We start from the raw sequence: 26,037 nt of genomic DNA, 5'->3' as shown, positions 1-26,037 counted from the left end.
CATCGAACTCGTTCCAGCAGTTTCCGCCCGCCGATCGCTTTCCACCAGAGTGCCCCCGGGCGGCTCGCCGTCCGGTGAGCCGATCGATCCGGCCGACAGGTGGCGGGCGGCGCCGGCAAGGGCTACTCGGGCGCCGGCGTGGCCAGTCGACCCGATCGGCGCCTTGATCCAGGACGCCACGACGTATGCCTGGGAGCCGCCGCGCGTCACGATGATCCGGCGCTCACGAGCTCCGCCGGCCCCCGTCCATGGCGGCGTGGACCCGGTCGGCGTCATGCCGTCGTCCTTCACCGGTCCTCGCCATGAGAGATAGCGCTTCCCATTCCTCGATTCGATGAAGGCCGGTCACCAACTGCCGGTATTGTGCCTGTTTTTCAGCCTCCCGGTGCACAACTGGGCGAGCTGCGGCGGCTGGAGGGCGCAGATTCTTCAGTCGCGAGCTGAAAGCGCTTTCCCACTCGTTGCCTTTTCAGTGGAGGCTCACCTTCACTGAGAACGGCAGCCCGTCAGCCACTGGACCGCCGGCTGCCTCGGCGCTCAAGGAGGAAGGCCCATGCGGCCGTTCGTCGCACTCTTCTCAGCACTGTTCCTGGTGCCGCTCGTCCCGGGCCAGGCCGCCGCGGAACCACCCGACATACCGCCGCAGGAACCGGGCGTGACCATGCGGGTGTTCGACGTGCAGGTGCCTCTCGACGACTTCTGCACGCTCAAGCCCGGCCAGACACCCAACATCGACAAGCTGAAGCCGACGATCGACTGGACCACCTCGGAGGACTTCGGGCTCACCGACAATTTCGTCACCGAGGTCACCGGTTACCTCGGCATCCCGACGTCCGGCAAGCACAACTTCCGTGTCACCAGCGACGACGGGTCCCGGCTGATCGTCGACGGCACGGAGGTCATCGACAACGGTGGCACGCACGGCCCCGAGTCGAAGGACGGCTCGATCGAGCTGGCCGAGGGGCTCCACCCGCTGCGCATCGACCACTGGGACGGTGCCTTCACCCAGCGCCTCCTGCTGGAGTGGCAGCCGCCGGGCGCGGCCGGGTTCTCGCCCGTACCCAACTCCGCGCTGAGCACCGACGCCGACGTCACCCGCGTCACCTCACCGGGACGCAAGGCGTGCGAGGGCGTCGACGAGTCTCCGGGGGACGGTCTGCCGCTGGCCGGCGTGCACCCCGACTACACGCTGACGAACCTGCGTCCCGACGGCTTCGAGCCGCAGGTCACCGGCATGGACTGGCTGCCGGACGGCCGGATGGCGATCAGCACGTGGGGCGGCAGCAGGGAGAGCGAGCTCGGCGAGGTGTACCTGCTGGACAACGTCACCGGCGCCACCGACCCGTCGAAGGTGACCAAGAAGCTGGTCGCCAAGGGCCTGTTGGAGCCGATGGGCCTCAAGTACGTGGACGGCACCCTCTACGTGTCCGATAAGGACGGCCTGACCGCCCTTATCGACAAGGACGGTGACGAGGTCACCGACGAGTACCGAACGATCGCGACCTGGCCGTTCGGCGGCAACTACCACGAGTTCGCCTTCGGTCTGCTGTACGAGAAGGGGCACTTCTACGTCAGCACGGGCATCGCCATGGTCCCCGGCGGTGCGACCAGGGACCCGCAGCTCGTGCCCAACCGCGGCAGCACCCTCAAGATCAACAAGGACACGGGGAAGGTGTCCTACGTGGCCGGAGGGCTGCGTACACCGAACGGCCTCGGCTGGGGCCCGGAGGGCGACATCTTCGTCACCGACAACCAGGGCGCGTACGTGCCGACATCGAAGCTGGTGCGGATCAAGCAGGGCGCCTTCTACAACCACCACACGAACCCCGACGGCGTGTACGACAGCCAGCCGGTGACCGAGCCCGTGCTCTGGCTGCCGCACGGCGAGATCTCCAACTCGCCGAGCAATCCCCTCGTACTGCCCAAGGGTCCTTTCGCCGGCCAGATGGTGTTCGGTGACGTGACCTACGGCGGCCTGCAGCGGGCGTATCTGGAGAAGATCGGCGGCGAGTACCAGGGCGCGGTCTTCCGTATGGCGCAGGGTCTGGAGGCCGGCGTCAGCCGGATCAGCCTCGGTCCGGACGGGGCGATCTATGCCGGCGGCATTGGTGACTCGGGCAACTGGGGCCAGCAGGGCAAGCTCAAGCACGGCCTGCAGAAGCTCTCGCTCACCGGGGACGACGCGTTCGACATGCGCGCCATGCGCGCGGTCGACGGCGGGTTCACGATCGAGTACACCCAGCCGCTGTCCGAGGAGACCGCGAAAGACCTGGCGGCGAAGTACACCGCCGAACAGTGGCGATACGTGGCGACCCCGAGGTACGGCGGCCCGAAGGTCGACGAGGAGACCCTCGACATCACCTCGGCGACGCTCTCCGCGGACCGCAAGACCGTCACGCTGAAGATGGACGGCCTGCGGCCCGGCCGGGTGGTGCACCTGCACTCCCCGCGTCCGTTCGCCGCGGAGTCCGGCGCCGAACTGTGGAGCACCGAGGCGTGGTACAGCCTCAACAGGCTGCCCAACGGCTCAAAGCCGCCGCCGGTGTACGAGGCGGAGTCCGCGTCGCTGGACGGCGGGACCGGGTTCAACGACAACCACTCCGGCTACTCGGGCGCAGGGTTCATCGACCGCAACTGGGAACCGGGTGCACGCACCACTTTCGCCGTCCGGGCCGACAAGGCCGGCCGGCACGACCTCGCGCTGCGGTACGCCAGCGGGATGAACTCGGACCCGGAGCCCGTTCCCAGGTCGATGAGTGTGTACGTCAACGGCGAGCGCTGGAAGCAGATCTGGCTGGACAGCACACGCACTTGGAACACATGGGCGACCCACGTCGAGTCGGTGCCGTTGCGGAAGGGCGCCAACACCATCGCCTACGTCTACGAGTCCGAGGACGACGGCCATGTGAACCTCGACAATCTGACCGTCACTCCGACGAAGCGCGTCAGCCTGTTCGACGGGGGGAACCTTGACGCCTGGGAGTCGGCCGCCGGTGGTCCGGCGAAGTGGCCCGTGGCGGACGGCTCGGTGGAGTCGCTCGGCGGGGACATCCGTACGAAGGAGAAGTTCGGCGACTTCCGGATGCACGCAGAGTGGTACCAGCCGGACTACCCCCCGGAGGTGACCGGACAGGCCCGGGGCAACAGCGGGGTCTACATCCAGGAGCGCTACGAAATGCAGGTACTGGAGTCCTTCGGGGTCGCCACCCCCCGTAACGACGATGCCGGCGCGATCTACCGGCAGAAGGCACCGGACGTCAACGCGTCGACCGCGCCGCGCACTTGGCAGAGCTACGACATCGAGTTCCGGGCGGCTCGCTTCAACAGCGACGGCGACAAGGTGGAGAACGCCCGCGTGACCCTCCGCTGGAACGGCAGGTCGGTGCACAACGACGTCAGCATCGACGGCACCACAGGTGCGGGCCGGCCCGAGGGCCCGGCACCGGGCCACATCCGGTTGCAGGACCACGGAGACCCCGGCGACAACCCGAGGTTCCGCAACATCTGGATCGAACGTCTCTGAACACCCTGATCACCGCTGGTGGCCGACCCGTTCCGATACATGGTGACGGCTCCGCCACCAGCGTGTGCGCGCCCGCACGGAAGCACCCCGAACGCCGCCGGAGCTGTTCGGCGGCGTCGATCGCGCCCCCACCGCCGGACTCCTCGTGCGGCGGCTCAATCCCCACCTTGTCGGCCGGCGTTTGGCGGTGAAGCATGAGCGGACCGAAATTGATGCAGGCATGACATGGTGGAGGACTCCGTGAACCGTACTCCCGCCCCTCGCGCACGACTGGTCGCCGTAGCTTCCGGGCTGCTGGCCGCCACCGCGCTGACCGCACCGGGCGCCGCCGCCGACTCGGGCGCGGGCAGACCCACCGCGGCGCAGCTCACCGCAGCGCACGCCGCCCTGGCGCGTGCGGATATCGGGGGCAGCGCGTGGCACACGAACGCGGCGACCGGCACGGTGGTCGTCACCGTGGACAGCACGGTCGACGCCGGCGAACTCACCGCACTCACACAGGCGGCGACCACTGCGGCCGGGGCGCCCGAGATCAACCGCACCACCGGAATTCTCACCAAGTACGTCGCCGGAGGCGAGTACATCCAGCTGCCCGGTGGTATCCGGTGTCTGGTCGGTTTCAACGTGCGGGACAGCGCGGGCATCAAATACGCCCTGACCGCGGGTCACTGCACGAACACGGGCGACGTCTCCAGCATCGGCACCACCGTCAACTCCAGTTTCCCGGGCAACGACTACGCCCTCATCCGCTACACGGACCAGAGTGCCGCCGAGGGCTCCGTCTCCCTCCAGAACGGCACCTACCAGGACATCACCACCGCCGGTAATCCCACCGTCGGACAGCAGGTCATGAGCAGCGCCCCCACAGCGGGCGTACACAGTGGCACGGTCACCGCGCTGAACGCCACGGTCAACTACGGTGGCGGCGACATCGTCTACGGCCTGGTCCAGACCACCCTCTGCGCCGAACCGGGCTCCAGCGGCGGCCCGGTCTTCTCGGGCACCCGGGCCATCGGCCTGATCTCCGGCGGCAGCGGCAATTGCGCTTCGGGTGGCACCACCTTCGCCCAACCGGTGGTCGAGCCCCTCGCCGTCTACGGCGTGTCCGTCTACTGATCGCACCGGGCTCACCCCACGGATCGACCGGACGGGAAGAACTGAGCACGCTTCAGGAATCCTGAAATCGCGTCACCAGCTCAAAGAGCATCCAAGGAGACAGGCCTCCCTGATTACTCAACCCCGGTGAACCTTCCCGGTCACAGCACAGACCACGGGACGGAATGTGACGGAGCCCGGGAGCATGTCCAGCTCCCGGGCTCCAGCTTGCCACCCATTTGCGCACACCGGCGGCGTTTAAGAACCGCGGGTCATATTGAGATCGACGTGTTCTGCCTTTGAACTACAGCGCCACGAGAGAGGCGCCGGGGGGACTTGAACCCCCATCCGTCGATGTTCGCCCACGCTCGGTCGATCCGGTGTTCGGCGGCGAATACTGAGACTGGAGCGAGAATCTGAGTTTCACGGGGCCGCCTCTGCCGGGCTTGGGCCACCCCCGCACGTGGTGCGGGGAGAGGGATTCGAACCCCCAACTGACACCCTTATCAGCTTCAACATCAGTTTCAGCTTGCGCTCATCGCGCACCCTCCGCTCGCGACGGAGGGCGTATGTGGGGGCTACCGGAAGAGGTAGCCGAATACCGCCTCGCCGACCCGCTGGTCGGTGACCTCGGTGCTGTTCGCCTCCTCGCGGGCGAACTTGACGGACTGCTGGAGCATCTCGACCCGGTCGAGGAGCTCGTTGACCCGCCGGGCGGGCAGCGCGCCGGAGAACTTCACCGTGGTCCAGTAACCGACCGGGACGTCCTCGTAGTACACCTCGACCTGCGCCGGGTGCTTCTCCGTGGCCTCGGCCTTCACGTGGTTGCGCGGAACCTTCTTCGTGCGGATGGTTCGCACCGGGTCCGTCTTCCACGAGTCCGTCGAGGGGTCCAGGTTCCACGACTCGGAGGCGTCGAGCACCGGCAGCTTGCGCACGAAGGTGTGCAGGTCGGTGAGTTGCTTCTCCAGGAACAACAGGTACGGGACGGGCACCTGGGGCAACAGCACCGTACCGTCGACCACCACGTCCGCGACCGCGGACCGGTTCGCCCAGTCCTTCGTCGCGGTCACGTCGAAGAGCCGCGTCAGCGTCCCGGCGGTCGCCCGCAGAGCGTCCTCGGCCTTGATCTGCACCCGCGTGGACTCGGGCGGCAGTTGCTCGCCCTCCTCGTCCTTGGGCTGGTAGGTCCGGGAGATGCCGGCCAGCAGGGCGGGCTTCTGCACGTCCTGGTGAGCCTGGGTGAGCTCCTGGAGGGCCTTGGACTTGACGCCCTTTTCGACTGCGATGATCTGATTCAACTTCGGCACACGGCGAACCTAACAACCCCGCGCCGCACGCACATCCGATTAAACGCCTGCCCCGTCCCTTCCGGCCGAGAGGGCGGGTCGGCGAGTGCGAGCCCGGACCGGGTGTACGGGGGTTGCACCTTCCGTAGCGGCATGTGGTCCGGTGGACCTAGGGTCTGTCGTCTGGATCTTGCCGGGCTCGCGGTCCCCGGCACGCACGCCCGCCGCGTTGTCGTCGGTCGGCACGGCTCCGCCATGCCTCCCTCCTCCGCCCTGCGATCGCACGCACCGGACCCCGCTCCCTGATCCGGCCTGATCCAAACGACAGACCCTGGGCCCCGATGCCTTGAGGAAAGGTCCCCGCTCATGCATTGGTCTTTCATGCCACCCCGCCAGGTCAAGATCGGTGACGCGGCGGCCTTCGCCGGCAGTACGCCACGGGCGATTCGCCATTACCACGAGATCGGCCTGCTCCCCGAGCCTGAGCGGGGCGGCGACGACCGCCGCCGCTACGGGTACGAGGACATGATCCGCCTGCTGTGGATCCGCAGGATGGCCGACGCCGGGATCGCCCTGGACGACATCCGTGACGCCTTTACCACTGACACGGCTTCCGCCGGTGCGGACAGCGGAGAAGGTATCGCGGGCATCCTGGAGCGGCTGGAGGAAACCCTTGCCGAGCAGGAGGCGGAGTTGCGGCGGCAACGGACCGCCGTGCAGCGGATGCGCACCGAAGGCAGCCGGATGGGCCTGCTCTCCGGCTTCGTCACCGAACGCCTCAAGAGCCTTCCCGAGGGTTCCCTGCGTCAGGATGACCTGGACACCCTGCTGGTCACCGAGCGGATCTTCGGTCCGCTCGGCGCGGCTGTCCAGGCCACCCGCTTCATCGCCCTGGCCACGCATCCCACGCTGCGGGAGGAGTCCGGCCGCATCGATGACGCCGAGGAGGCACTCGATGACGGCGTCGCCGTCGATGATCCACGGGTGGCTCAAGTGGCCGGCGAGCGGCACGCCTTGGAAAACGCCCTGCACGCCGTCATCGAGGAGTCCGGCCTGGACAAGGACGACGATGCCTCTTCGACGCCTGGGACACCTTGCACCCTGCTACCGCCGATGACGGCGATGACGGGGCCGACCCCGGTTCCGGCAGGCGGGAGGCCGGCTCCATGAGCGCGTTCGCAGCCATCGGCAAGATGCCCTACGACTTCTCACCGGCCCGCCTGCGCTGTATTGAACTGGCGGAAGAACTGTCCGCCCAGGACTCACCCGCCACTTGAAACACGGCCCAGGCAGCACGTCGGCGCCCCCGGGGCCCGTTCGACATCCCAGTCGAAGACACCGAAGTCGTTGGAGTACGCCCCCGCGCCGCCGGGGAGTCCAGTCGTCGGCCCCCTGGTCCACTCGGAGCGGGTGCTGCAGCGGTCCCGGTCGGCACCGGACGTGACCTGTCGCAGCCAAGGTTGAGCGAGCACTCCGCGCAGACGGCCCGGACGGGCCGTCAGAGGCAGGTCAGGTCAGCTGTCGCTCTACTGCCTGGGCGTCATCAGATAGTTCATCTCGTAGAAGCGCCCTCACGAACCCTGTGGAAGGCGTACTCGGCGAACTCGACCGTGGCGCCGGTGGGGGGCACGCCCAACCACTCCTTCGCGGGTGTGCCCTTGTTGAACAGACGGGCCGCCACTCGATCACCGCCGATGGCGAGGTCCTCGACCCGCCAGGTGAAGTCCGGGACCGCGTCGGTGTGGCCCTCCAGGGCCGCGATGACGTCGTCCCGGGTGACCGGGTGACCGTTCATGACGGGGTTGTCGTGGATGAACTCGGTCATGCGCTGAAACTCATGGGAGTTGAGCGCGTCGATGTAGCGCTGGAAGAAGTTGCGCAGTTCGGCGTCAGACATGGTTGCCTCTCAGTGCCCCGGATCGGGGTTTATTCGAAGGGTGACGAGTTGCGATGCCCCGGTTGCCCGCTCCCCTGAGCGCCACCGGCGGGCCGGTCGGATCTGGTTCATTCCGCCGTCGACGTAGAGATTCGCGCCGTAGACGAAGCTGCTGCCCGACGAGGCGAGGAAGGTCACGGCGGCGGCGATCTCGTCCGGGTCGGCGACCCGCTTGGGCGGCAGGCCGGCCGCGACGGTCTCCTTCATCTCCTTGGCGCGATCGCCGAAGGCGGTGTCCCACAGCGGGGTGTTCACCGGGCCCGGCGAGATCGCGTTGACCCGGACACCCCGGCTGCCGAGCTCGTCGGCCCAGGCGCGGGCGTAGGCCCGTACAGCCGCCTTCGACGCTCCGTACGCGCTCATGCCCGCCGCGCCTCCCTCGGCGGCGGTGGACGCGGTGAGGATCACCGAGGCGCCGTCGTTGAGCAGCGGGAGGGCCCTCTGAACAGTGAGGAAGGTGCCCTTGACGTTGATGTCGAAGACCGCGTCATGGATGTCCTCGGTGAGCTCGGCCAACGTCGCGATGTGGTTGATGCCCGCGTTGGCGAACAGCACGTCCAGGCCCTGCCCGTGCTCCCGCACTCGCTCGTACAGGCGGTCCACGTCGGCCGCGACGCTGACGTCACCGGAGACCGCGGTGGCGTTGCCGATGGCGGCGGCCGCCTTCTGCAGCTCGCTTCGCGCCGGCCGGTGATGAACACGTGCGCGCCCTCGGCCGCGAGTCGCTTCGAGGTCGCCAGTCCGATCCCGGTGCTGCCGGCGGTGACGACTGCGGTCTTGCCGTCAAGTTGTCCCATGAGTACGACCTCCGCAAATTTAAGTACCGATCGATACAGAATGAGACTGTAGCATCTTCCGTACCGATCGATACGGAAAGAGTGCGGTCGATTGCGTGGAGATGCGACAAAAGGCACCGCTTCGGTAACAAGGAGGACCCGTCAGCGAGGTCGCCGAGCGCTCCACCGAGGGCCCTGCCTCTTACGGAGCGCGTGCGTTGCGGGAACCGACCGCCCGCCAGGTGGCCACCGCGTTCCCGAACGGCTCCGTCCAGGCCACTACCGGCTCCGCCAAGCCGTCGAGGAAGGCGGCCTGCCCCCGGGCACCGACCCCGAACTACTCGCCCGTTACCTCATGGCCATGGCAAACGGCATGGCCGTCCAGGCCGTCAGCGGCACCACTCGCGACGAGCTCCGGCAGGTGACCGGCATGGCCCTGCGTAGCCGGCCACCAGCCACGGCCCGACTCCGCCGGGCGGCGGAGCCGGCCCTGCGCTGCCGACGGGCGGCTCGGCGCGGCAGGCGTCGAGGACGAGGCACAGGGACTTCGGCCGCCGACGGTACGGACCTGCCCGACAACGGCCGCGACTGCCCCCGTTCAGGTCCGATGGAGCACCGTTGCCGAGCTGCCCGTCCTCCGTCGTCTGTGGGGAAAGCCGACCAGGGGGAGTGGTGGCGGCGAATCCGCCCCGGTAGGCGCGGCGTCATGGTGGCGCCCGCCCGCAGACAGCGCCCCTCCACGGCGGTCCCGGCGGCGTGGAGGGGCCGTGTCCGCCGGTGTGCGCAGGGCCTGCTCGTAGTCGCCGTTGCGCGACACCTCAGGGCGGCGCGTTCGGCCGTGTTGTCCTGCCGCCGGTGCTCGCGAGGGCCTGGCCGTGGTGGGCCAAGGGTCATCCGAGAGCGCGGGCCAGGAGCCGCACGACTCCCACGGCTCCCCTTGCGATCCACTGGAACAGGCCGACCTCCGCAGCCAGTTCGGCGGCGTCCGTGGCCGTTTCCAGCCTGTCATCTCCGGTGCGGCACCGGGAACAGGGACGAGGCCACCGGCGCTTCTGCGCCCCGCACTTCTTGCATCTGGTCATGATCCTCGTCATCTGGCTCTGCGGACCGAGACGGTCCTCACCGGTGGAACTGGCCGCTCACGACCACCAGCACCACCGGCACCAGCCCTGGAGGACGGCTGCCCCGACCCGAGGTGGCAGCTGAGCCATCGTCACCGCTACGGCGGGGCCCGGAACAGTCGCCGCAAGTCGCGCCCCGCAGCGACCAACGGCGATGGCGTGGGCGCCCCGACAGCGCCTCCACGGCCGTGGTTGTTCACTTTCGCCGTTCGCCGTTCGCCCGTGCTGGATTCGGCATCCCGTCGGCAGGACAGGACAGGACAGGGCAGGGCGGGACAGGGCAGGGGCAGGGCAGGGCCGCGTGGCAGCGAGCGATGGGCCTGTTCGACCTCATCGCGCACCAGTACGCTGTGCCCGGAGTCACCGACTGTCGCGGAGGCACGGGTGGGGGAACCGACATTCGGGGTGCTGGGTCCACTACAGGTGCGGGTGGACGGTGTCCCGGTCCGCATCGGGGGTCCCAAACCGAGAGCGATTCTCGCCACGTTGCTGTTGCAGCCAGGCGGCTTCGTCTCGCTCGACGTACTGACCGAGGTCCTGTGGCCCGGCGGCGCACCCCGGTCCGCGGTCGCCAACGTACGTACGTACGTGCGCGCGCTCCGTCAGGCGCTGTCGGAGGCGGGGGTCGCCACCGACGGACTCGGCACCCGGCCGTCGGGGTACTCATTCGATGTCGCACCCGACGACATCGACATGCTGCTCTTCGAACAGCGGCTGGACCGGGCGCGCGCGGAGCGCGACCGCAGCCGTAACGCCGCCTCGTTGCGCGGCTACGAATCCGCACTCGGCCTCTGGCGCGGCAGCGTGCTGCAGGACGTGCCGTCCAGTGTGGTGTGGGATCCGGCGATCACCAGGGCAGAGGAAGCGCGATCGGTCGCCGTCGACGAATGTCTCGACGTGCGGCTGCGCATGGGGGATTACGTGCCGCTGGTCGCGGAGTTGCGGTCCCGGCTCACCGAGGACCCGCTGCGGGAGGACCTGTGGCAGATGCTGGTGCGCGCACTGCACAGCTCGGGCCGCATCATCGAGGCCCGGTCCGCGTACGCCAAGGCCGAGCGGATCCTCGCCGCCGAGCTCGGCATCGAGCCGGGCGCGTCCTTGCGCAACGCGGGGGAGGAGGCAAACGGGTATGTCGGCCGACGCCGTACATCGCTTGCACCGGTGAGCCAACTGCCCATCGATGTGCCGGACTTCACCGGTCGCACCGAGGAGATCGCCCTGCTGGAACGACTGTTGTCAGCGGCCGGCCGACAGCCGGTCGTCGTGGTCCTGTCGGGTCCGCCGGGTTCTGGAAAGTCCACACTGGCGGTTCACGTGGCGCATCGTGTGCGTGAGGCCTTTCCCGACGGCCAGCTCTTCGTCGATCTGGGCGGAGTGGGCGATCAGCCGCGCGAGTCGGCCGACGTCCTGGCCGAGATGTTGCGCGGTCTCGGTGTCATCGACAGCGCCATTCCCGGTGAACTGAGTGAGCGGGCCGCGCTGTTCCGCTCACGCCTCGCACAGCGGCGCTTCCTCATCGTCCTGGACGAGGCCTTCGGCAGCTCACAGGTGCGTTCCCTGCTTCCGGGCACCGGGGGATCAGCGGTGCTCGTCAGCTCACGCCGGCGTATGCCGGGGCTGCCGGCGCACCACCTCCCCATCGGCGTGATGAAACACGACGAGGCCCGCGCACTGTTCGGCACGATCGTCGGACCGGACCGGCTGCACTTGGAAGGAGCGGAGACCGACCGGGTGCTCGCCGACTGCGGCTCGCTGCCACTGGCCGTACGGATCGCCGGCTCCCGGCTGGCGAACCGGCCGGGCTGGACCGTCGGCACGCTGGCCGACCTCCTGCACGACGAGCGCGGACGGCTGGACCAGCTCCAGACAGGTGAGATGGAGGTACGGGCGAGCGCGGAGCTGAGCTACCGGCATCTGCCCGAGGAGGCGGCGACGGCCTTCCGCGCCTTCGGGCAACTGGCCGACGAGCCGGTGGCGGGCTGGCTCGTCGCGGCGGCCATGGGGCGTGCCGACGAGGCCGCGAAGGAACTGGAGACGCTGGCTGACGAGCATCTGGTCGAAGTAGTGGGTACCGACCGCCTCGGGCTGCAGCGTTACCGCATGCACAACCTGCTGCGCTGCTACGCCCAGGAGCTGGCCGAGTCGGACGATGCCGGCGTACGCGCGCAGCGCCGGCTTGAGGCAATCGACACCTTGATCGCGCTCGCCCGCTGCGCCAATGCGGCGATGCCCGCGCGTTTCCTCGGCGTACTCGGCGAGTCGGCTCGACCGGCCGGGCCCGCCGCCGCGATCTCGCACGCGGTGCGTGCCTGGCCCGTGCAGTGGTTCGAAACAGAACGCCGCATTCTTGTCGCCGCCGTGGAATCCGCGTTATGGCTCGGTGATGTCTCCCGGGCCGCCGATCTCGCGATCGAGCTGGCGAGTTTCTTCGACATGCGCGGCTACTACGGCGACTGGCTGCGGACGCATCAGCTCGTGCTCGACGCGACGCCGGCTCCGTCCGACGCGCAGACCGCGGCGCTGCTCCGCAACCTCGGGCAGCTCCACCTCTACAGGGACCGGTACACCGACGCGGTCGCGTCGTTCGAGACCTCGCGCGCTCTCTTCGCCGGTCTCGGGCACCTGTCCGGCGAGGCGATGGCCGCGGTGGGGACCGGGTCCGTGTACCGGGTCATCGATGACCTCGACGCCGCGCTGGAGACGTTCGTCGCGGCGTTGCGCGGATTCGGCACGGCGGGCGACCGGCACGGCGAAGCGGTCGCATGCAACGCGATCGCCTCGGTGTGGTTGGAGCGGCGGGATCCCGAAGCCGCGGCGCCGTGGCTCGACGGTGCTCTGGAGCTGTCCCGCGAGGTCGGCGACCGGCACCGCGAGGCACAGGTGCGCCGCCGGATCGCGGTGATGCACGAACTGCGCGGCGAACCGGACCTCGCGCAGGCCGAACTGGAGTGCGCGCTCGGCATCTTCGACAATCTGGCCGACACGCACTGCGCGGCCTGTGTGCAGGAGAGCATCGGGGAGCTGTGCCTGCAACAGGGCAACGCCGGCCAGGCGTCGGCGCTGCTGGCCGATGCGCTCGTCGTACAACAGCGGCTCGGTGATCGCCGGGCGGAGGCGCGCGTCGCATGCCTTCTGGGCGAGTTGCACCACGCGACCGGCCGGGAGCGGACCGCGAGGCGCTACTTCCACCGTTCGCTGTCCACCTGGCGTCGCCTCGATGCTCGTGATCAGGCCGAACTCGTCGACGCGAAGCTGCGGTTGCTGAACTGACGGGCGCCGGCGGGCCGCCCGGTCCCAGGTACCTCGACGTGGCCTCCCCCGTGCGACAGGACGGGCGTCGTGGCGTCGAACCCGCGGCAGCTCATGTTCGGCTTCGCCCGAGAGGCAGACCTGTGGACCGTGCACGACGAACGCGGTGCCGGCCGAGGGGCCGGCACCGGTCGCAGACACTCCGTCAGCCGCACCTGTTGTTGCTGGTCTGATAGCGCGTCAGGTAATCGTTCCACTGCACGCCCTGAATGACCGAAACGACGACCGATCCGTTGTGTATCTGCTCGTAGTGCAGGTGCGGAGAGATGTCGTAGAGCGCGGACGTTGCGCCGACTTCTCCGATCCGCTGACCGATCGTGACCGTCTGGCCCTGCTGGACGTCACGGGTCTTCAGGTGCGCGTAGCGCGTCCGCCAGCCGTTTCCGTGCCCGATCACGATGGTGTTGCCGTAACCGGTGTCCGTGGCGTAGTACGAGGAGAGGACCGTGCCGCCGGCGCTGGCGAACACGCGGCGGCCGGAGTCGTCCGGGGTGCCGCTGGAGTCGTAGTGGTTCCAGTCGATCGAGTGCGCCGGGCTGTGTCCGTTCCAGTTGCTGCCGCGCCAGCTCTGGCCGCAGTCGAACGGCATCTTGAAGATGGGCCGGCTGGCGATCAGCGCATCTGTTGGGGAGGCTTCCTGCGGCGCCGCGACGGCAGCCGAAGCCGTGACGGTGAGAGTGACAACCACGCTCGCAGCCGCCAGAAGCCGACCGATATGTCTCTGCATGCTCTTCCCCTTGTAGTCGGTAACTGGACGATTCAAGGAGGCGGCCATACAAAGCGGATACAACTCCGTGACCGGTAGCGGCTGCGGTCAACGGCCCACTGACGGCGAGGAGTTCGCCGAGCTGCCACGACGGCGTATCACCGTCGCGGCAGGCATGGTCCTCGACATCGCAGATGTACGGTCCGACGCACACGGCGTTCGCTGCGGCGGGCGGTGAAGTCGGCGAGCTCGCTCTCCCGACGCGGGCCGCCCGGTTCCGTACCCGGGCCGGCTGGTGCTGCTCCGCCCACCGCAGCGGTTCATCCACACCGGCAGGAACCGTGACGGCGGCCGCGGCGGCAGACTCGGCACTCTGTTCCTGTGCGACGACCAGGGTGTTGATCCAGCCGCGCTTTGCCCGCGCCCAGGCGTTCGGTGTCCGGGACCCCGCAGCCAAGTAGGCGTCGGCCCGGCGGACTTCGTCGGCGGTGAACTCCCCGGCGAGCCGCTGCTGCGCCTCGGCCCGCTGCGCCTCGACCCGCGGGCCATCGGCGTAGCTGTCCGGCCTGCCGTGCCGGACCGCGTGACGGGCCGGCAGCAGATCACCCAAGCCCGTGCCGTTTCGGCCGAGGTCGCCTTCGCGCACCTCGGACAGGCGGCGGAGACGTCTCCAGCCGGTAGAGGCTGTCGGCGAAGGCGATCTCGTTGAAGCCCTCGGACAGCGGCGTCGGGTGGGAGTGGACCATCGCCCGGTGCTGATCTCGCACCACGGTCTCGGGCACGGCGGGGAGTACGAGGCCGTAGCCGCGGCAGTTGACCCTGACGCAGGGGCAACCTCTCAACATGGTCGGCATGACGACGAGAACCAATGCGATCGAGGTCGCCGGGCTACGCCAGTGGTACGGCGACCACGAGGTGCTGGCGGGATTCGACCTGACCGTCCCCGCAGGCACCGTCTACGCCCTGCTCGGACCCAACGGCGCCGGCAAGACCACCACAGTCAAGATCCTGTCCACCTTGCTGCCCGCAGACGGCGGTGAGGCTCGGGTCGCCGGGTACGACTTACGCCGCGAGGCAGACCGGGTGCGTGCGGCGATCGGAGTGACCGGACAGTTCTCCGCCGTGGACGAGTTACTGACCGGGCGGGAAAATCTGTGGCTGATGGCAGACCTCGGTCACCTCGACCGGCGCCATGCGAAGAGCGCGGTAGCGCAACTGCTGGAGCGGTTTCACCTGGCTGATGCCGCCGACCGGCGGGCGGTGACGTACTCCGGCGGTATGAAGCGGCGGCTGGACCTGGCCATGACCCTGGTGGCGGGGCCGCGGCTGATCTTTCTCGACGAGCCGACCACCGGCCTCGACCCGCGCAGCCGCCGTGACCTGTGGGGAATCGTGCGGGAGTTGGTGGCCGACGGGATCACCGTCTTCCTCACCACCCAGTACCTGGAGGAGGCCGACCAGCTCGCCGACCGGATCGGTGTGCTCGACGGTGGCCGGCTGGTCGCCGAGGGCACCGCCGCCGAACTGAAGCGGCTGGTCCCGGGCGGCCATGTCGAGCTTCAGGCCGCCGACAGTGAACGGCTGGCCGAATTGGCGCGCCAGTTCCCCGAGGCGAACCCGAACGCCGCGGTGCTGACCCTGACCCTGCCGCACGACGGCAGCCTCACCACGCTGCGACGGCTGTTGGCCGAAATCGACGACGACGCGGTCACGGGGCTCGCCGTGCACACCCCGGACCTGGACGACGTGTTCCTGGCACTCACCGACCACTCCACCGCCGACGAGTCTCCCGAGGGAGTTCCGGCATGAACACCGCGACGTATGCCGTCCGCGATTCGGCGACCATGCTGCGCCGCAACCTGAGACACATGGCCCGGAACCCGTCGCAGACGCTGATGCTCATCGGCCTGCCGCTGGTGTTCCTGCTGCTGTTCGTCTACGTATTCGGCGGCACGCTGGGCGCCGGTCTGCCCGGAGCCCCGGCGGGGGACCGCGGCGACTACCTGACGTTCATCACTCCCGGGGTCCTGGTGATGGCGGTGGCAAGCGTGTCCATCAGCACCGCGGTCTCGGTCGCCACCGACATGACAGGCGGGATCATCGACCGGTTCCGAACCATGGCCATTGCCAGGGTCTCGGTGCTCACGGGTCATGTCCTGGGCGCAATGGTCCAGACTGCGCTGGCACTCGCAACGGTCTTCGGCGTTGCGTTCCTGCTCGGTTTGGAGACCGCCGCCTCGGCGATGCCGTGGTTGAGTCTGATCGGTCTGCTCGCGCTGTTGTCGTTCGCGATGACCTGGTTCACCGTGGCGCTGGGGCTGGCGAGTCCGAACCCGGAGGCCGCGAGCAACTGGCCGATGATCTTCATCATGCTGCCGTTCGTGGGCAGCGGGTTCGTGCCGGTCGAGTCGATGCCGACCGGGCTGCGGTGGTTCGCCGAGTACCAGCCGTTCACGCCGGTCATCGACGCCCTCCGCAGCCTGCTGGCCGGATCGCCCGATGGTTCGGACGCGCTCCGGGCCATCGGCTGGTGTGTGGTGATCGGGCTGGTCGGCCATCTCTGGTCACGGCGTCTCTACCGGACCCGCGCCGCGAACTAGGAGACTGGTCCGATGCTGACTATCGGCGAGCTGGCGTCGTATGCCGGAGTGACGGTGCGCGCGGTGCGGCACTATCACGCCAAGGGGTTGCTGCCGGAGCCGGAGCGCGACCACTCCGGCTATCGGAGGTATGGCGCGGGCGCCGTCGTCGAGTTGGTCAAGATCCGGACCCTCGCCGAGGCCGGGGTTCCTCTGGCGCGCGTGCGGGAACTGCTGCAGGCGGACGAGGAGGAGTTCGCCGCGGCGGTCGCGGATATCGACAAGCGGCTGCGGGGGGAGATCCGGGCGCGGCAGCGGCACCGCGAGCGGATCGCCCGTCTCGCCGCCGGGGACAGCCTGGCACTGCCCCAGGAGGTGGTCGAGTACCTTGACCGGCTGCGGGCGCTCGGGGTCGACGAACGGATTGTCCAGGTCGAGCGCGACGGCTGGATCCCGCTGGCCGCGCGCTCACCCGAGCGGGTCCCGGAGTGGATGGAACGCAAGCGGGAGCAGATCGCCAACCCACAGTTCATCGACTTCTATCTCACCCTGAGCAGAGCTCTCGACCGCACCGACGCGGACCCACAGCTGGTCGAACTGGCCGACAAGCTGGCCGCCTGCATCACGCAGATGGCCAACGACCAGGGCGAGTTCTACGTCGACGACACCGGCCTGGAGCCACCGTTCGCCGAGCTGCTGGATACGCATGTGTTCGACACCCTGCCGCCGGCCCGTCGTCTGATCGAGTTGCTGACGAAGCGAGGCTGGACCGGCTGGACCCAGCTTGAACGCGTGAACCCGACACGGGGTGCGGCCGGAACGCGGTAGGAGGCTGCGGTGCGGTGTTCACCGGGTGGGTCCTGATTCCCTGCCCCAGCCAGCCTCCGCGGCGCCCTACCGCCACCTGCAACTGAGGCTCAGCGGGCTGAACCTCAAGGCTTGTACCGTCGCGCGTCAGGGACCTGGAGTTCGCGGCCGACGTAAACCACCTTCACGATGCCGCCCTGGAAGCCGCGGTCGATACAGAGGCGGAGGCAGCCACCCTCACTCATCCACTGAGCCGCTCCGAAGCGCCGGACGCTCAAGAAGCCTTTGTCGTCCTGCGTGAGGTAGCCGAAACGGCACCCGAAGCAGCAATCATGGCAGCCTGGCGACGATTGGAACCGCGACGTCGCAGCAGGGCTCGACGCGGACATCACGGACATCGTCTCGGAGCTCATCACGCCGCGAAACCGTGCAGCTCATTGGGCCGATTCCTGGATTCATACCGGGGAACGTCGCTGGTACCGCGGTCAGCCTCCGACATGTCGGTGATACCCAAGTGCTCAGCGACACCAGCCGACCGGGCCTCGCGCTACGACGCGGGGAGCGATTGCCGGCCGCTGGAGACCGTCCCAGAGCACGTGCGGGCCTTGTTGCCGCGCCTGAGGCCGTATCCCACATGGCTGTTCGTCGGCTGCCGGGCAGAAGGAGTGGCTGCTGATGGGGTGCGACCATCCAGCTGCCGACCGATGATCTTGCCCGTTGCCGTGTCACGGGCGGTCTGTGCTGGTCGGCATCGACAAAACTGGGAGGCTTTCAGCACGCCACGTCGCTACGGCACCGGCTGCCACGATCAGTCCCATGCCGACGAACACCGGCGCGGAGAGACTCTCGGCGAGGGCGAGGGCGCCGACCAGTGCTCCCATCACCGGGTCGAGGGCGAACAACGTCGCGACCACTTTGGCGGTGGCCATCTTCACGGCCTGGAAATCCAAGGTGAACGCGAGGGCCACCCCGACGACGCCGGAGACAGCGACCAGGCCCCAGTCGGATCCGTCGACGCTTGGAGCGGCGGGAAGGGAGAAGGGCAGGAGCAGCATCGCCGAGACGCAGACCGACACGGCCAGTCCCTCCAGTCCTGAGGAGGCCCGGCCCACGCGCTGCGCGAAGACGGTGTAGCAGGCAAGGGCGAGCGCGGAGAGTAGTCCGAAGGCGATTCCCGCCCACTCGACTGCCCCGCCCGGTTTCGTGACCAGCGCTACGCCCGCCAGGCCGACTGCCGGGAGGAGCGCTTCGCGCCAAGCGCGCGCCGAGGCGACCGCCACGGCGAAGGGTCCGAGGAGCAGGAGCGTCGCCGCCACGCCGAGCGGGACGTGGCCCACCGCGCAGTAGTAGGCCACGTTCATCACGGCCATCGCCGCGCCGTAGACAGCCATGCCGGCCCATTCCTGCCGCGTGTGGCCACGGACCCTCGGACGCACCAGCGCCATCAGGACGAGGGCAGCGCAGAGCTGCCGCAGTCCGGCGACTGCGGGAGCACCCAGCCGGTCGAAGAGTGTCGGGGCGAGTGCTGCCGAGGCCTGCACGCTGAGGCAGCTGACGAGGACCAGGCCCGCACCGAGGAACGCTCGGGTACCGGCAGGTCCCGTGCTGGTCAGCTCTTTCACGTGCGCACCTCCGGCTGAGGGCAGGAGGGACTCGATCCTCCCCACCTCACTGAAACGACCGTTTCACTGTAACGCTCGTTATGCTGAGGTGCATGGACCAGGACACCGCCGAAGCCATGGCCAGACCGTCCGCCAGGGACCGATTGCTGGACGCGGCCGACGAGCTCTTCTCCCGGGACGGCATCGCCCGCACCAGCGTCGATCAGGTGCTGCACCACGCCCACGTCGCCCCCGCCACGCTGTACGCGCACTTCAGTGGGAAGGACGGTCTGATCACCGCCGCACTGCACCGGCGCCTGGACCGCTGGAATCGGATATGGCGGGAAGCCATTGACGCCGCGGCCTCACCCGCCGAGAAGCTCCTGGCCATTTTCGACGCGGTCTCCACCTATCGGAGCCGGTATACCCCAGGCCGCGGGTGCGCCTTCCTCGCGACCAGCACCGAGCTTGCCGACCTCGACCACCCCGTCCGCGCCGTGATTGAGGCGGAGTCCACGCTCCTCCTCACGCGGCTGAACCAGCTGGCGGAGACCGTCACCACCAACGATCCCGCCGCCCTGGCAGGTGACGTACTGCTCGTGCACGACGGAGCCATGGCCGGCCTCCAACGAGGACGGACACCAGATCCCCTCGGCCATGGCCGGACGCTGGCAAGTCGCCTGATCCAGAACGCGATCGAGACCGAATAGGGCCGTGTCTACCGGGTCGGTTTGTGCAGCCGTTTGTAGTAGGAGAGCGCGGCGGCGAGGGCGAGGAAGGCAAACTAGTTGCCGGGGTCGCGTTCATAGCGGTGATCGAGTCTGCGGTAGCCAGTCAGTCAGTCAGCCAGCCAGGACATGGCGTGTCCCATGTGGAAATGGGACATCAAGGGCTTCAGTCCGAGGCTGTCGTGGGTGTTGGCCGCGGTGAGCCCGACGCGTAAGGGCAGTCCGCCCGCGTCGGACAGGACGTGCATCTCGGAACCTGGCTGCCCCGGTCCACGGGGCCCGGACCTGCAAGTTCGCCCCCTTCTTAGTGCTCCAGCCGCGGTTCGTGATCTTCATTCCTGAGTGGCTTGTCGTCGGTAGTGGCTGGCTTGGGATCGGGCCTGGTGGCGGCGTCGCCAGTTCGACCAACCGAGCCCGGTGGGCTGTGTCGTGGACGGGTCGGACGACGAGGGTGACCCAGGGGACCGGGAGGTATAGCGGCGGACCTGGGGCTCGTCGAGTGCGGCCAGGCCCTTGCCCGACTGGAAGAACTCCTCCACCCGCCATCTTGATCCGGTGACTCCGACCAGCACGGTCAGCGGCACGGACGCGGGCGAGTAGCAGCGGTGGTAGGCGAGTTCGCCGGTGCTGCGGCTGCGGCGGATCAGTAGCTGACGACTCCCGGGTCGGGGGTCGGGGAGGTCGATGACTGCCCAGTTGTAGACGCGGTGGCCCCTGGCCCCGGCCCCTGCGGAGGGCTTCGCGCCAGGAGAGCGTGGCATCGTCGGCCAGGCATACCGGTCCAGGCCGCATCCTCGTTTTCCGGTCCCGCGAACGATTCTGACTCCGGCTCACGGCAGATTCCCTGCTCGCCACCCACCCCTGTAGTCAACTCCGTCTGCTTCATTGACATCTCACTCGGAAGACCTATCTTTGGGAGCGCTCCCATCACGGCCTTGCAACTGGAAGGAGTCCCCCACCATGCGCAAAAAGAGTCCGTTAACCGGGCGTTCGCGAGCGTCCCTCCGCCGGCCTCTCCAGGCGCTCGTCATGCTGTTCGCAGTGGCGGTCGGCGCCCTCACCTGGTCGACCCCCGCCCAGGCTCACGGCACCGTCGTCGGCCCCGCCACCCGCGCGTACCAGTGCTGGAAGACGTGGGGCACCGACCACGCGAACCCGGCCATGCAGACCCAAGACCCCATGTGTTGGCAGGCCTTCCAGGCCAACCCCGACACCATGTGGAACTGGATGAGCTCGCTCCGCGACGGCCTCGGGGGCCAGTTCCAGGCGCGGACCCCCGACGGGACACTCTGCAGTAACAACCTCTCGAGGAACGCCAGCCTGGACAAGCCGGGACCGTGGAAGACCACCACCATCGGCAACAACTTCTCGGTCCACATGCACGACCAGGCGTCCCACGGTGCCGACTACTTCAAGGTCTACGTGAGCAAGCAGGGCTTCGACCCCAAGACCCAGACCCTGGGCTGGAGCAACCTCGACTTCATCACGCAGACCGGCCGCTTCGCCCCGGCACAGGACATCACGTTCCCCGTCCAGACCTCCGGCTACACCGGACACCACATCCTGTTCGTGATCTGGCAGGCCTCGCACCTCGACCAGGCCTACATGTGGTGCAGCGACGTGAACTTCGGCTGAGCCGCAAAGCACCGCACACGGCACCGGCCTCTGCCGGGCGCCGGTAACCCGCCGCCCGGCCGACCGAGCCCCGTCGGGGCAGGGACCCCAATTGGTCACCCTGCCCCGACGGGGCTTCCTGCGTTCCTCACTTGACTCTGAAGCTCTACAGATCGTCAAGCGGCTGGAGATGTCGGGGGTCTTGGATGGTCGGGCTCAACATCCGCTCACCCTTCACCGGCCACAGCAGTCCCGTTCGAACGACGAACGGCGGTGCACGGTCGACTTCGACGCCCCGAAGCACGGTGGTAAGCCCGCCAGGCACACCTGCTGACCAACGCATAGATGACCGCCGCGAAGTCCGCCTCGTCATCGATGTTCGCGACCCCGCCGCCTTGCGGGCGCACCCGAGCTTGCGGCAGCAACGGCCCTCACTATCTCCCACGGCCTGTCCGGGACGATCCATCCCCACCGTCCACTCCCCACGACCGCGGAGGCTTTGGCCTGTCAAGTGCGACGCGGGTCAGCGGCGGGGTAGCACTCCCAGGAGGGTTGCGGTCAGGGCCAGCCTCAAGGAGTCCTTCAGCTCCAGGTGGAAGTGGGCCAGGTCGGGCTCGGCCTGGTAGGCCGCCTGCAGACTGGGTGGGGGGGTGCTGTACGCCGACAGCGCGCCGGCCATGACCATGGTTTGCAGGCTGAACAGTGTTGCGTTCTCACCCAGCTCCGGCAGGTACTTCTGGATCAGGGCGGTCATGGTTGTCAGGCGGTCCAGGGAGGCGCGCTTGTAGCGTGCGACGACCTCGACGGAGACGTTGTGTTCCAGGACGCCGCCCTGTGCGCCGAAGAGGTCGCACAGCACCACTCGGCCGGAGAGCGAGCGGCTGAGGATCTCGGACACCGCTGCCGCTCGCTCGGTCATGGGTAGTTTTTCGTCGACGCCGGCGGCCAACTCGCCTGCCAGTTCCGTCAGCCACTCCTGCAGGAAGTGATCGAGCAGTTCCAGCAGCACCGCCTCGCGGGACTCGAAGTAGCGCAGCACGTTCGGCTTCGCCAGGCCTACCCGGCGGCTGAGCTCGTTCAGCGTGACCGCGGCCACGGGCATCTCGTCGAGCATCGCCGACGCCATGTCGAGGATCGCCCGTCGGCGGATCTCCCGCTGCTCTTCGGTTCGCGCCCGCTGGAAAGTCACGATCACCAGCCTAACTTAGGTACCGGCGGTACGTTGACAACGTACCGAGAGTACTTTAGCGTCGTCGATGGAAGATACCTTCGGTACGTTAGTTAGTGGAGAGCCTGACATGAGTGAGAAGTGGACGACGGCGAACATTCCGGACCAGAGCGGGCGGGTGGCCGTGGTGACCGGGGCCAACACCGGACTGGGGTACGAGACCGCCAAGGCGCTCGCCGAGCACGGGGCGTCCGTGGTGCTCGCGGTGCGCAACGTCGAGAAGGGTGAGCAGGCCGCGGCCCGCATGACGGGCGACGTGACAGTGCAGGCCCTGGACCTGACCTCGCTCGACTCCGTCCGGTCCTCGGTCGCGGCGCTGCGGTCCCGGCTCGACCGGATCGACCTGCTGATCAACAACGCCGGCGTGATGTACACCCCGAAGCAGACCACCCGGGACGGCTTCGAGATGCAGTTCGGCACCAACCACCTCGGCCACTTCGCGTTCACCGGGCTGCTGCTGGACCTGATGCTGCCGGTGCCCGGCTCGCGCGTGGTGACCGTCAGCAGCACCGGCCACCGCATCCGGGCCGCGATCCACTTCGACGACCTGCAGTGGGAGCGGTCCTACAGCCGGGCGGCCGCTTATGGCCAGTCCAAGCTGGCCAACCTGATGTTCACGTACGAGTTGCAGCGCCGACTCGCCACGCACGGCACCACCGTCGCGATGGCCGCGCACCCCGGCATGTCCAGCACCGAGCTCGCTCGCAACACCCCCGCGGCCCTCCGGCTCCCACTCACCTGGGCCGCGCCGCTGATCACCCAGACGCCGGCGATGGGCGCGCTGCCGACCCTGCGCGCCGCCACCGACCCCGCCGCGCTCGGCGGCCAGTACTACGGTCCCGGCGGACGCAACGAGGTCATGGGCCACCCCCGGCTGGTCACCTCCAGCCCGCAGTCGTACGAGGTGGCCGTCCAGCAGCGGCTGTGGGCCGTCTCCGAAGACCTCACCGGGGTGAAGTTCCCCGTCGTTCAGCGAGACCGGTGCGCAGGTGGCGTCATTCCACGCCGATGATGCGACGGCGGTGTACCGCGACCACCCGTCGTTGCTGATGTCACTGCTGCCCGGCGGTGTGCGGTTGGGGCAGGAGCAAGCGGGGTTGCGGACCGAGCTCCTGGCCCGGCAACTCGTCGGCGTTCACCAGGTGCGCGTACCGGCCGGGGCCCGGCCGCGCGCGTACCAGGCGTGGACATCGCCCGACCGGGTGCGACGGCCCTGGCTCTCCTGCACGGCCCCCAGGAGGGGATGCGGCTGGCTGATCGCCATCTGGCTTCCGGCTGCACGTTGAGTGAGGACCCGGCCGCTCACCTCTACCGGCGTGTGCTCGATGCGCTCGCCTTCGCGCCGGATGCCGAGAAGTTGGCCGTCCCCCGGCGCGAGCTCGGACGCGATGACCTGACTACGGCCCTGTTCACAAGCAGACTTGAGGACTGTCTTGAGGGACTCCCGCGCCGCTTCGGATGATCGGCCCCGCCCGGCGGAGCGCGAAGGTTCGGACTGCGGTTGGAGCCCGGCATCCACGTTGAACGCCTTCCGGGGGACGGGCCGGGCGGACGCTCCGCCCGCCCACCCGCGTGGCCCCCGAAGTGGCGTCGGGCCATCGAGTGGACCGAAACCATCTACAGATAGGGAGGGCCGAGTGAAATTCGTGAACGCAAGAACTGCTGCGCCGTTCGCCCTGGCGGCGGTCTTCATGTCCGGTGAGGACTTCAGCTGTCCGGGGCGTGATCAATCCCCTCACGCCTCCGGAGTGGGTGCACCTGCGCGGCGAGGGGCCGTAGTGCCTGGCCGGTCAAGGGGCGTTCCGGGTCAGGGGTTGCGCGGCGTTACCAGGCCGGATTCGTAGGCGAGGACCACGAGTTGGGCGCGGTCACGGGCGTGGAGCTTGGTCATGGCCCGGTTGAGGTGGGTCTTGGCCGTCAACGGGGTGATGACCATGTGGTCGGCGATCTCGCCGTTGGTCAGGCCCTGTGCGGCGAGTGCGACCGCCTCGCGTTCGCGGCTGGTCAGTTCCTTCAGCCCGCTGCCGGCGCGTGTGGAGGGGCGCTGGGTGACGTAGCGGTCGATGAGCTTACGGGTGATCGAGGGCGCGAGCAGGGCGTCGCCGCGGGCGGCGACGCGTACAGCGTGCAGGAAGTCCTCCGCCGTGATGTCTTTGACGAGGAAGCCGGCGGCGCCGGCGCGCAGCGCGTCGAGAACGTACTCGTCCATGCCGTAGTTGGTCAGCATGACGACGTGTACGCCGGCCAGGGCCGGGTCCGCGGCGATGCGACGGGTCGCTTCGATGCCGTCCATGACGGGCATCTGGATGTCGATGAGCACGACGTCGGGCAGATGCTTCTTGACGAGCGCCAGGCCTTCTTCGCCGTCGGCGGCCTCGGCCACCACCTTTATGCCGTCTTCGAGGTCGAGCAGCGCGCGGAAGCCGCTGCGGATGAGCGGCTGGTCGTCGACCAGCAGGACACGGATCACGGCGCTCCGTCGGTGGGGAGTTCGGCCTGGACGGTGAAGCCGCCTGAGCTGCCCGACCCGGTGTGCAGGCGTCCTCCCAGGGCAGTGACGCGTTCGCGCATGCCGAGTAGTCCGAGGCCGGGCATCTGTGTGGTGTCCTGCGTGGTCTCTCCGTTGTCGTCGACGCGGATGGCGAGGGTGTCCGAACGGTAGTGGATCAGCACCGCGGCGGTGGTGGCGGCGGCGTGCCGGGAGACGTTGGTGAGCGACTCCTGGACGATCCGGTACGCGGTACGGCCCACCGTGGCAGGCAGGGCGTGCGGGTGCCCATCGATCGTCAGCGTCGTTTTGAGGCGGGTCGTTTGGAACTGTTTCACCAGGTGGTGGATGTGGTCGAGTCCGGGCGGCGGGGCGGTGCCGTCGTCGCGCAGTGCCTCAAGGGTGGCGCGCAGTTCCCGGCTCGCCTCCCGGCCGGCTTCCTGGATCGCCAGCAGTGCCTCCGGCACCTGCTCACCCCGCCGCCGGGCCACGTGGACCGCGGATTCCGACTGCACCTTGATGACCGAGATCTGGTGGGTGAGCGAGTCGTGCAGCTCCCGCGCGATGCGCAGTCGCTCCTCGTCGGCCCGGCGCCTGGCGGTCTCCTCGCGGGTGTGCTCGGCTTCGGCCGCCCTCCGTTCGGCCAGGCGCACCGCCTCCCCGGCGGAGAAGGCGGCGATGAGCCAGGCGATCTCCAGGGTGCTCCGGGCCTGTGTCACGGCCTCGCGCGCGGGCCCGTCGTGCGAGAGCAGGGCGGAGAGCTGGAGCACAGCCAGCAGGGCCACGGTCAGGGCCAGTGTGGCGGAGCGGTGCCCGGCGCGTACGGCGGCGTAGACCGCCACCAGGTAGGAGACGGCGAGCACTTCGAATCCGGCCGCCTGGTAGCCCACTGCGGACAGCCCGGCGACGGCCAGGGCCACGAGCGGTGCCCGGCGGCGCACAGCCAGCGCCAGCCCGCCGGCCGCCAGCAGCGCGGAGCCGAGCAACTCCCGGTCCCCGGAGGGGTGTGGCCCGGACAACCCGGAGCCCAGCAGCAGCGCCGCCACGCCCACGGCGATCAACCAGTCGGTGACCCCGGCCGGGACAGCGAACCGCCCTTTGTTCATGGGTGAACCGTAGCCGGATGAGGTGGTGGACGGGTCCGGCCCGGGGAGGAGAGGTGGGCTGCTGCGCGTGCGGTACTCGCGCGCCGTCTGCTGTGTCCGCAGTAGCCGGATGCCGCAGGGGTGACAGCGGA

16 protein-coding genes and 6 pseudogenes are annotated in these 26,037 nt (G+C 68.7%); 11 read left to right on the top strand and 11 right to left on the bottom strand.

What is annotated here, in order from left to right:
- The first annotated feature begins 553 nt into the window (after window positions 1-553).
- Window positions 554-3,523, top strand: a complete 2,970-nt coding sequence (locus SSPS47_RS00520; protein ID WP_164247584.1) for a family 16 glycoside hydrolase — start codon at window positions 554-556, stop codon at window positions 3,521-3,523.
- A gap of 240 nt (window positions 3,524-3,763) precedes the next feature.
- The gene (locus tag SSPS47_RS00515) at window positions 3,764-4,639 is read left to right on the top strand and encodes a S1 family peptidase (RefSeq protein WP_239064704.1); all 876 of its coding nucleotides are present in this window, start codon (window positions 3,764-3,766) and stop codon (window positions 4,637-4,639) included.
- Between the two features lie 557 nt (window positions 4,640-5,196).
- On the opposite strand, the gene SSPS47_RS00510 is transcribed toward SSPS47_RS00515, so the two are convergent.
- Window positions 5,197-5,928 (bottom strand): hypothetical protein, encoded by a 732-nt coding sequence (locus tag SSPS47_RS00510; protein ID WP_164247580.1) that lies wholly within the window; start codon window positions 5,926-5,928, stop codon window positions 5,197-5,199.
- Window positions 5,929-6,273: 345 nt separating this feature from the next.
- Here SSPS47_RS00510 and SSPS47_RS00505 point away from each other — a divergent pair.
- Window positions 6,274-7,184: pseudogene (locus tag SSPS47_RS00505) on the top strand (MerR family transcriptional regulator).
- Between the two features lie 275 nt (window positions 7,185-7,459).
- Here the strand turns inward: SSPS47_RS00505 and SSPS47_RS00500 are convergent.
- Together SSPS47_RS00500 and SSPS47_RS00495 are read right to left on the bottom strand one after the other, a co-directional pair.
- Entirely contained in the window at window positions 7,460-7,804 is a 345-nt protein-coding gene (locus SSPS47_RS00500) for an ester cyclase (protein ID WP_164247578.1), read from the bottom strand.
- Between the two features lie 99 nt (window positions 7,805-7,903).
- Window positions 7,904-8,640, bottom strand: a pseudogene (locus SSPS47_RS00495) (SDR family oxidoreductase); the annotation flags it as partial.
- Window positions 8,641-10,226: 1,586 nt separating this feature from the next.
- Here SSPS47_RS00495 and SSPS47_RS00490 point away from each other — a divergent pair.
- The gene (locus SSPS47_RS00490; RefSeq protein WP_239064703.1) at window positions 10,227-13,010 is read left to right on the top strand and encodes a BTAD domain-containing putative transcriptional regulator; all 2,784 of its coding nucleotides are present in this window, start codon (window positions 10,227-10,229) and stop codon (window positions 13,008-13,010) included.
- A gap of 184 nt (window positions 13,011-13,194) precedes the next feature.
- Here SSPS47_RS00490 and SSPS47_RS00485 read toward each other — a convergent pair whose 3' ends face one another.
- On the bottom strand, window positions 13,195-13,824 hold the full coding sequence (locus tag SSPS47_RS00485) for a M23 family metallopeptidase (protein ID WP_239064702.1): 630 nt from the start codon (window positions 13,822-13,824) through the stop codon (window positions 13,195-13,197).
- Window positions 13,825-14,607: 783 nt separating this feature from the next.
- Between SSPS47_RS00485 and SSPS47_RS00480 the strand changes: the two genes are divergently transcribed.
- From SSPS47_RS00480 to SSPS47_RS00470, 3 genes are read left to right on the top strand one after another with little or no spacing between them, the layout of a single operon-like run.
- Entirely contained in the window at window positions 14,608-15,564 is a 957-nt protein-coding gene (locus tag SSPS47_RS00480) for an ATP-binding cassette domain-containing protein (RefSeq protein ID WP_164247574.1), read from the top strand.
- Window positions 15,561-16,355: an ABC transporter permease gene (locus SSPS47_RS00475; RefSeq protein WP_164247571.1), complete on the top strand. Its 795-nt coding sequence runs from the start codon at window positions 15,561-15,563 to the stop codon at window positions 16,353-16,355. Before SSPS47_RS00480 ends, SSPS47_RS00475 begins: the two co-directional genes overlap by 4 nt.
- A 12-nt stretch (window positions 16,356-16,367) precedes the next feature.
- Entirely contained in the window at window positions 16,368-17,162 is a 795-nt protein-coding gene (locus SSPS47_RS00470; protein ID WP_147875994.1) for a MerR family transcriptional regulator, read from the top strand.
- A 704-nt stretch (window positions 17,163-17,866) separates the two neighbouring features.
- Here SSPS47_RS00470 and SSPS47_RS00465 read toward each other — a convergent pair.
- Entirely contained in the window at window positions 17,867-18,763 is an 897-nt protein-coding gene (locus SSPS47_RS00465; protein ID WP_239064701.1) for an EamA family transporter, read from the bottom strand.
- Between the two features lie 92 nt (window positions 18,764-18,855).
- Here SSPS47_RS00465 and SSPS47_RS00460 point away from each other — a divergent pair, with 92 nt between their 5' ends.
- Window positions 18,856-19,452 carry a TetR/AcrR family transcriptional regulator gene (locus tag SSPS47_RS00460; protein WP_164247569.1) on the top strand — a complete coding sequence of 199 codons (597 nt, stop codon included), beginning with the start codon at window positions 18,856-18,858 and terminating at the stop codon, window positions 19,450-19,452.
- A gap of 8 nt (window positions 19,453-19,460) precedes the next feature.
- Here the strand turns inward: SSPS47_RS00460 and SSPS47_RS35060 are convergent.
- Together SSPS47_RS35060 and SSPS47_RS00450 are read right to left on the bottom strand one after the other, a co-directional pair.
- A pseudogene (locus SSPS47_RS35060) lies at window positions 19,461-19,774 on the bottom strand (IS5/IS1182 family transposase); the annotation flags it as partial.
- Between the two features lie 28 nt (window positions 19,775-19,802).
- Window positions 19,803-20,231, bottom strand: a pseudogene (locus SSPS47_RS00450) (IS701 family transposase); the annotation flags it as partial.
- 268 nt (window positions 20,232-20,499) lie between these two features.
- Here SSPS47_RS00450 and SSPS47_RS00445 point away from each other — a divergent pair.
- Window positions 20,500-21,105, top strand: a complete 606-nt coding sequence (locus tag SSPS47_RS00445) for a lytic polysaccharide monooxygenase (protein ID WP_164247565.1) — start codon at window positions 20,500-20,502, stop codon at window positions 21,103-21,105.
- Between the two features lie 246 nt (window positions 21,106-21,351).
- Here SSPS47_RS00445 and SSPS47_RS35055 read toward each other — a convergent pair.
- A pseudogene (locus SSPS47_RS35055) lies at window positions 21,352-21,570 on the bottom strand (transposase); the annotation flags it as partial.
- 37 nt (window positions 21,571-21,607) lie between these two features.
- Window positions 21,608-22,273 (bottom strand): TetR/AcrR family transcriptional regulator, encoded by a 666-nt coding sequence (locus SSPS47_RS00440; protein WP_164254309.1) that lies wholly within the window; start codon window positions 22,271-22,273, stop codon window positions 21,608-21,610.
- Window positions 22,274-22,382: 109 nt separating this feature from the next.
- On the opposite strand from SSPS47_RS00440, the gene SSPS47_RS00435 reads away from it, so the two are divergent.
- A complete protein-coding gene (locus tag SSPS47_RS00435) occupies window positions 22,383-23,324 on the top strand; it encodes an SDR family NAD(P)-dependent oxidoreductase (RefSeq protein WP_164247563.1) in 942 nt (313 codons plus the stop codon).
- Window positions 23,323-23,774: pseudogene (locus SSPS47_RS35050) on the top strand (aminoglycoside phosphotransferase family protein); the annotation flags it as partial. The gene SSPS47_RS00435 and the pseudogene SSPS47_RS35050, both read left to right, overlap by 2 nt.
- 345 nt (window positions 23,775-24,119) lie before the next feature.
- Here SSPS47_RS35050 and SSPS47_RS00430 read toward each other — a convergent pair.
- Together SSPS47_RS00430 and SSPS47_RS00425 are read right to left on the bottom strand one after the other, a co-directional pair.
- Entirely contained in the window at window positions 24,120-24,782 is a 663-nt protein-coding gene (locus SSPS47_RS00430) for a response regulator transcription factor (protein WP_164247561.1), read from the bottom strand.
- Complete coding sequence (locus SSPS47_RS00425; protein ID WP_164247559.1) at window positions 24,779-25,906, bottom strand: sensor histidine kinase; 1,128 nt, start codon at window positions 25,904-25,906, stop codon at window positions 24,779-24,781. The genes SSPS47_RS00430 and SSPS47_RS00425 overlap by 4 nt, the downstream gene beginning before the upstream one ends.
- Between the last annotated feature and the right edge of the window lie 131 nt (window positions 25,907-26,037).

The sequence above is a fragment of the Streptomyces sp. S4.7 genome, from assembly GCF_010384365.1.
Taxonomy (GTDB): Bacteria; Actinomycetota; Actinomycetes; order Streptomycetales; family Streptomycetaceae; genus Streptomyces.
This window is presented reverse-complemented; position numbering and strand designations above follow the sequence as displayed.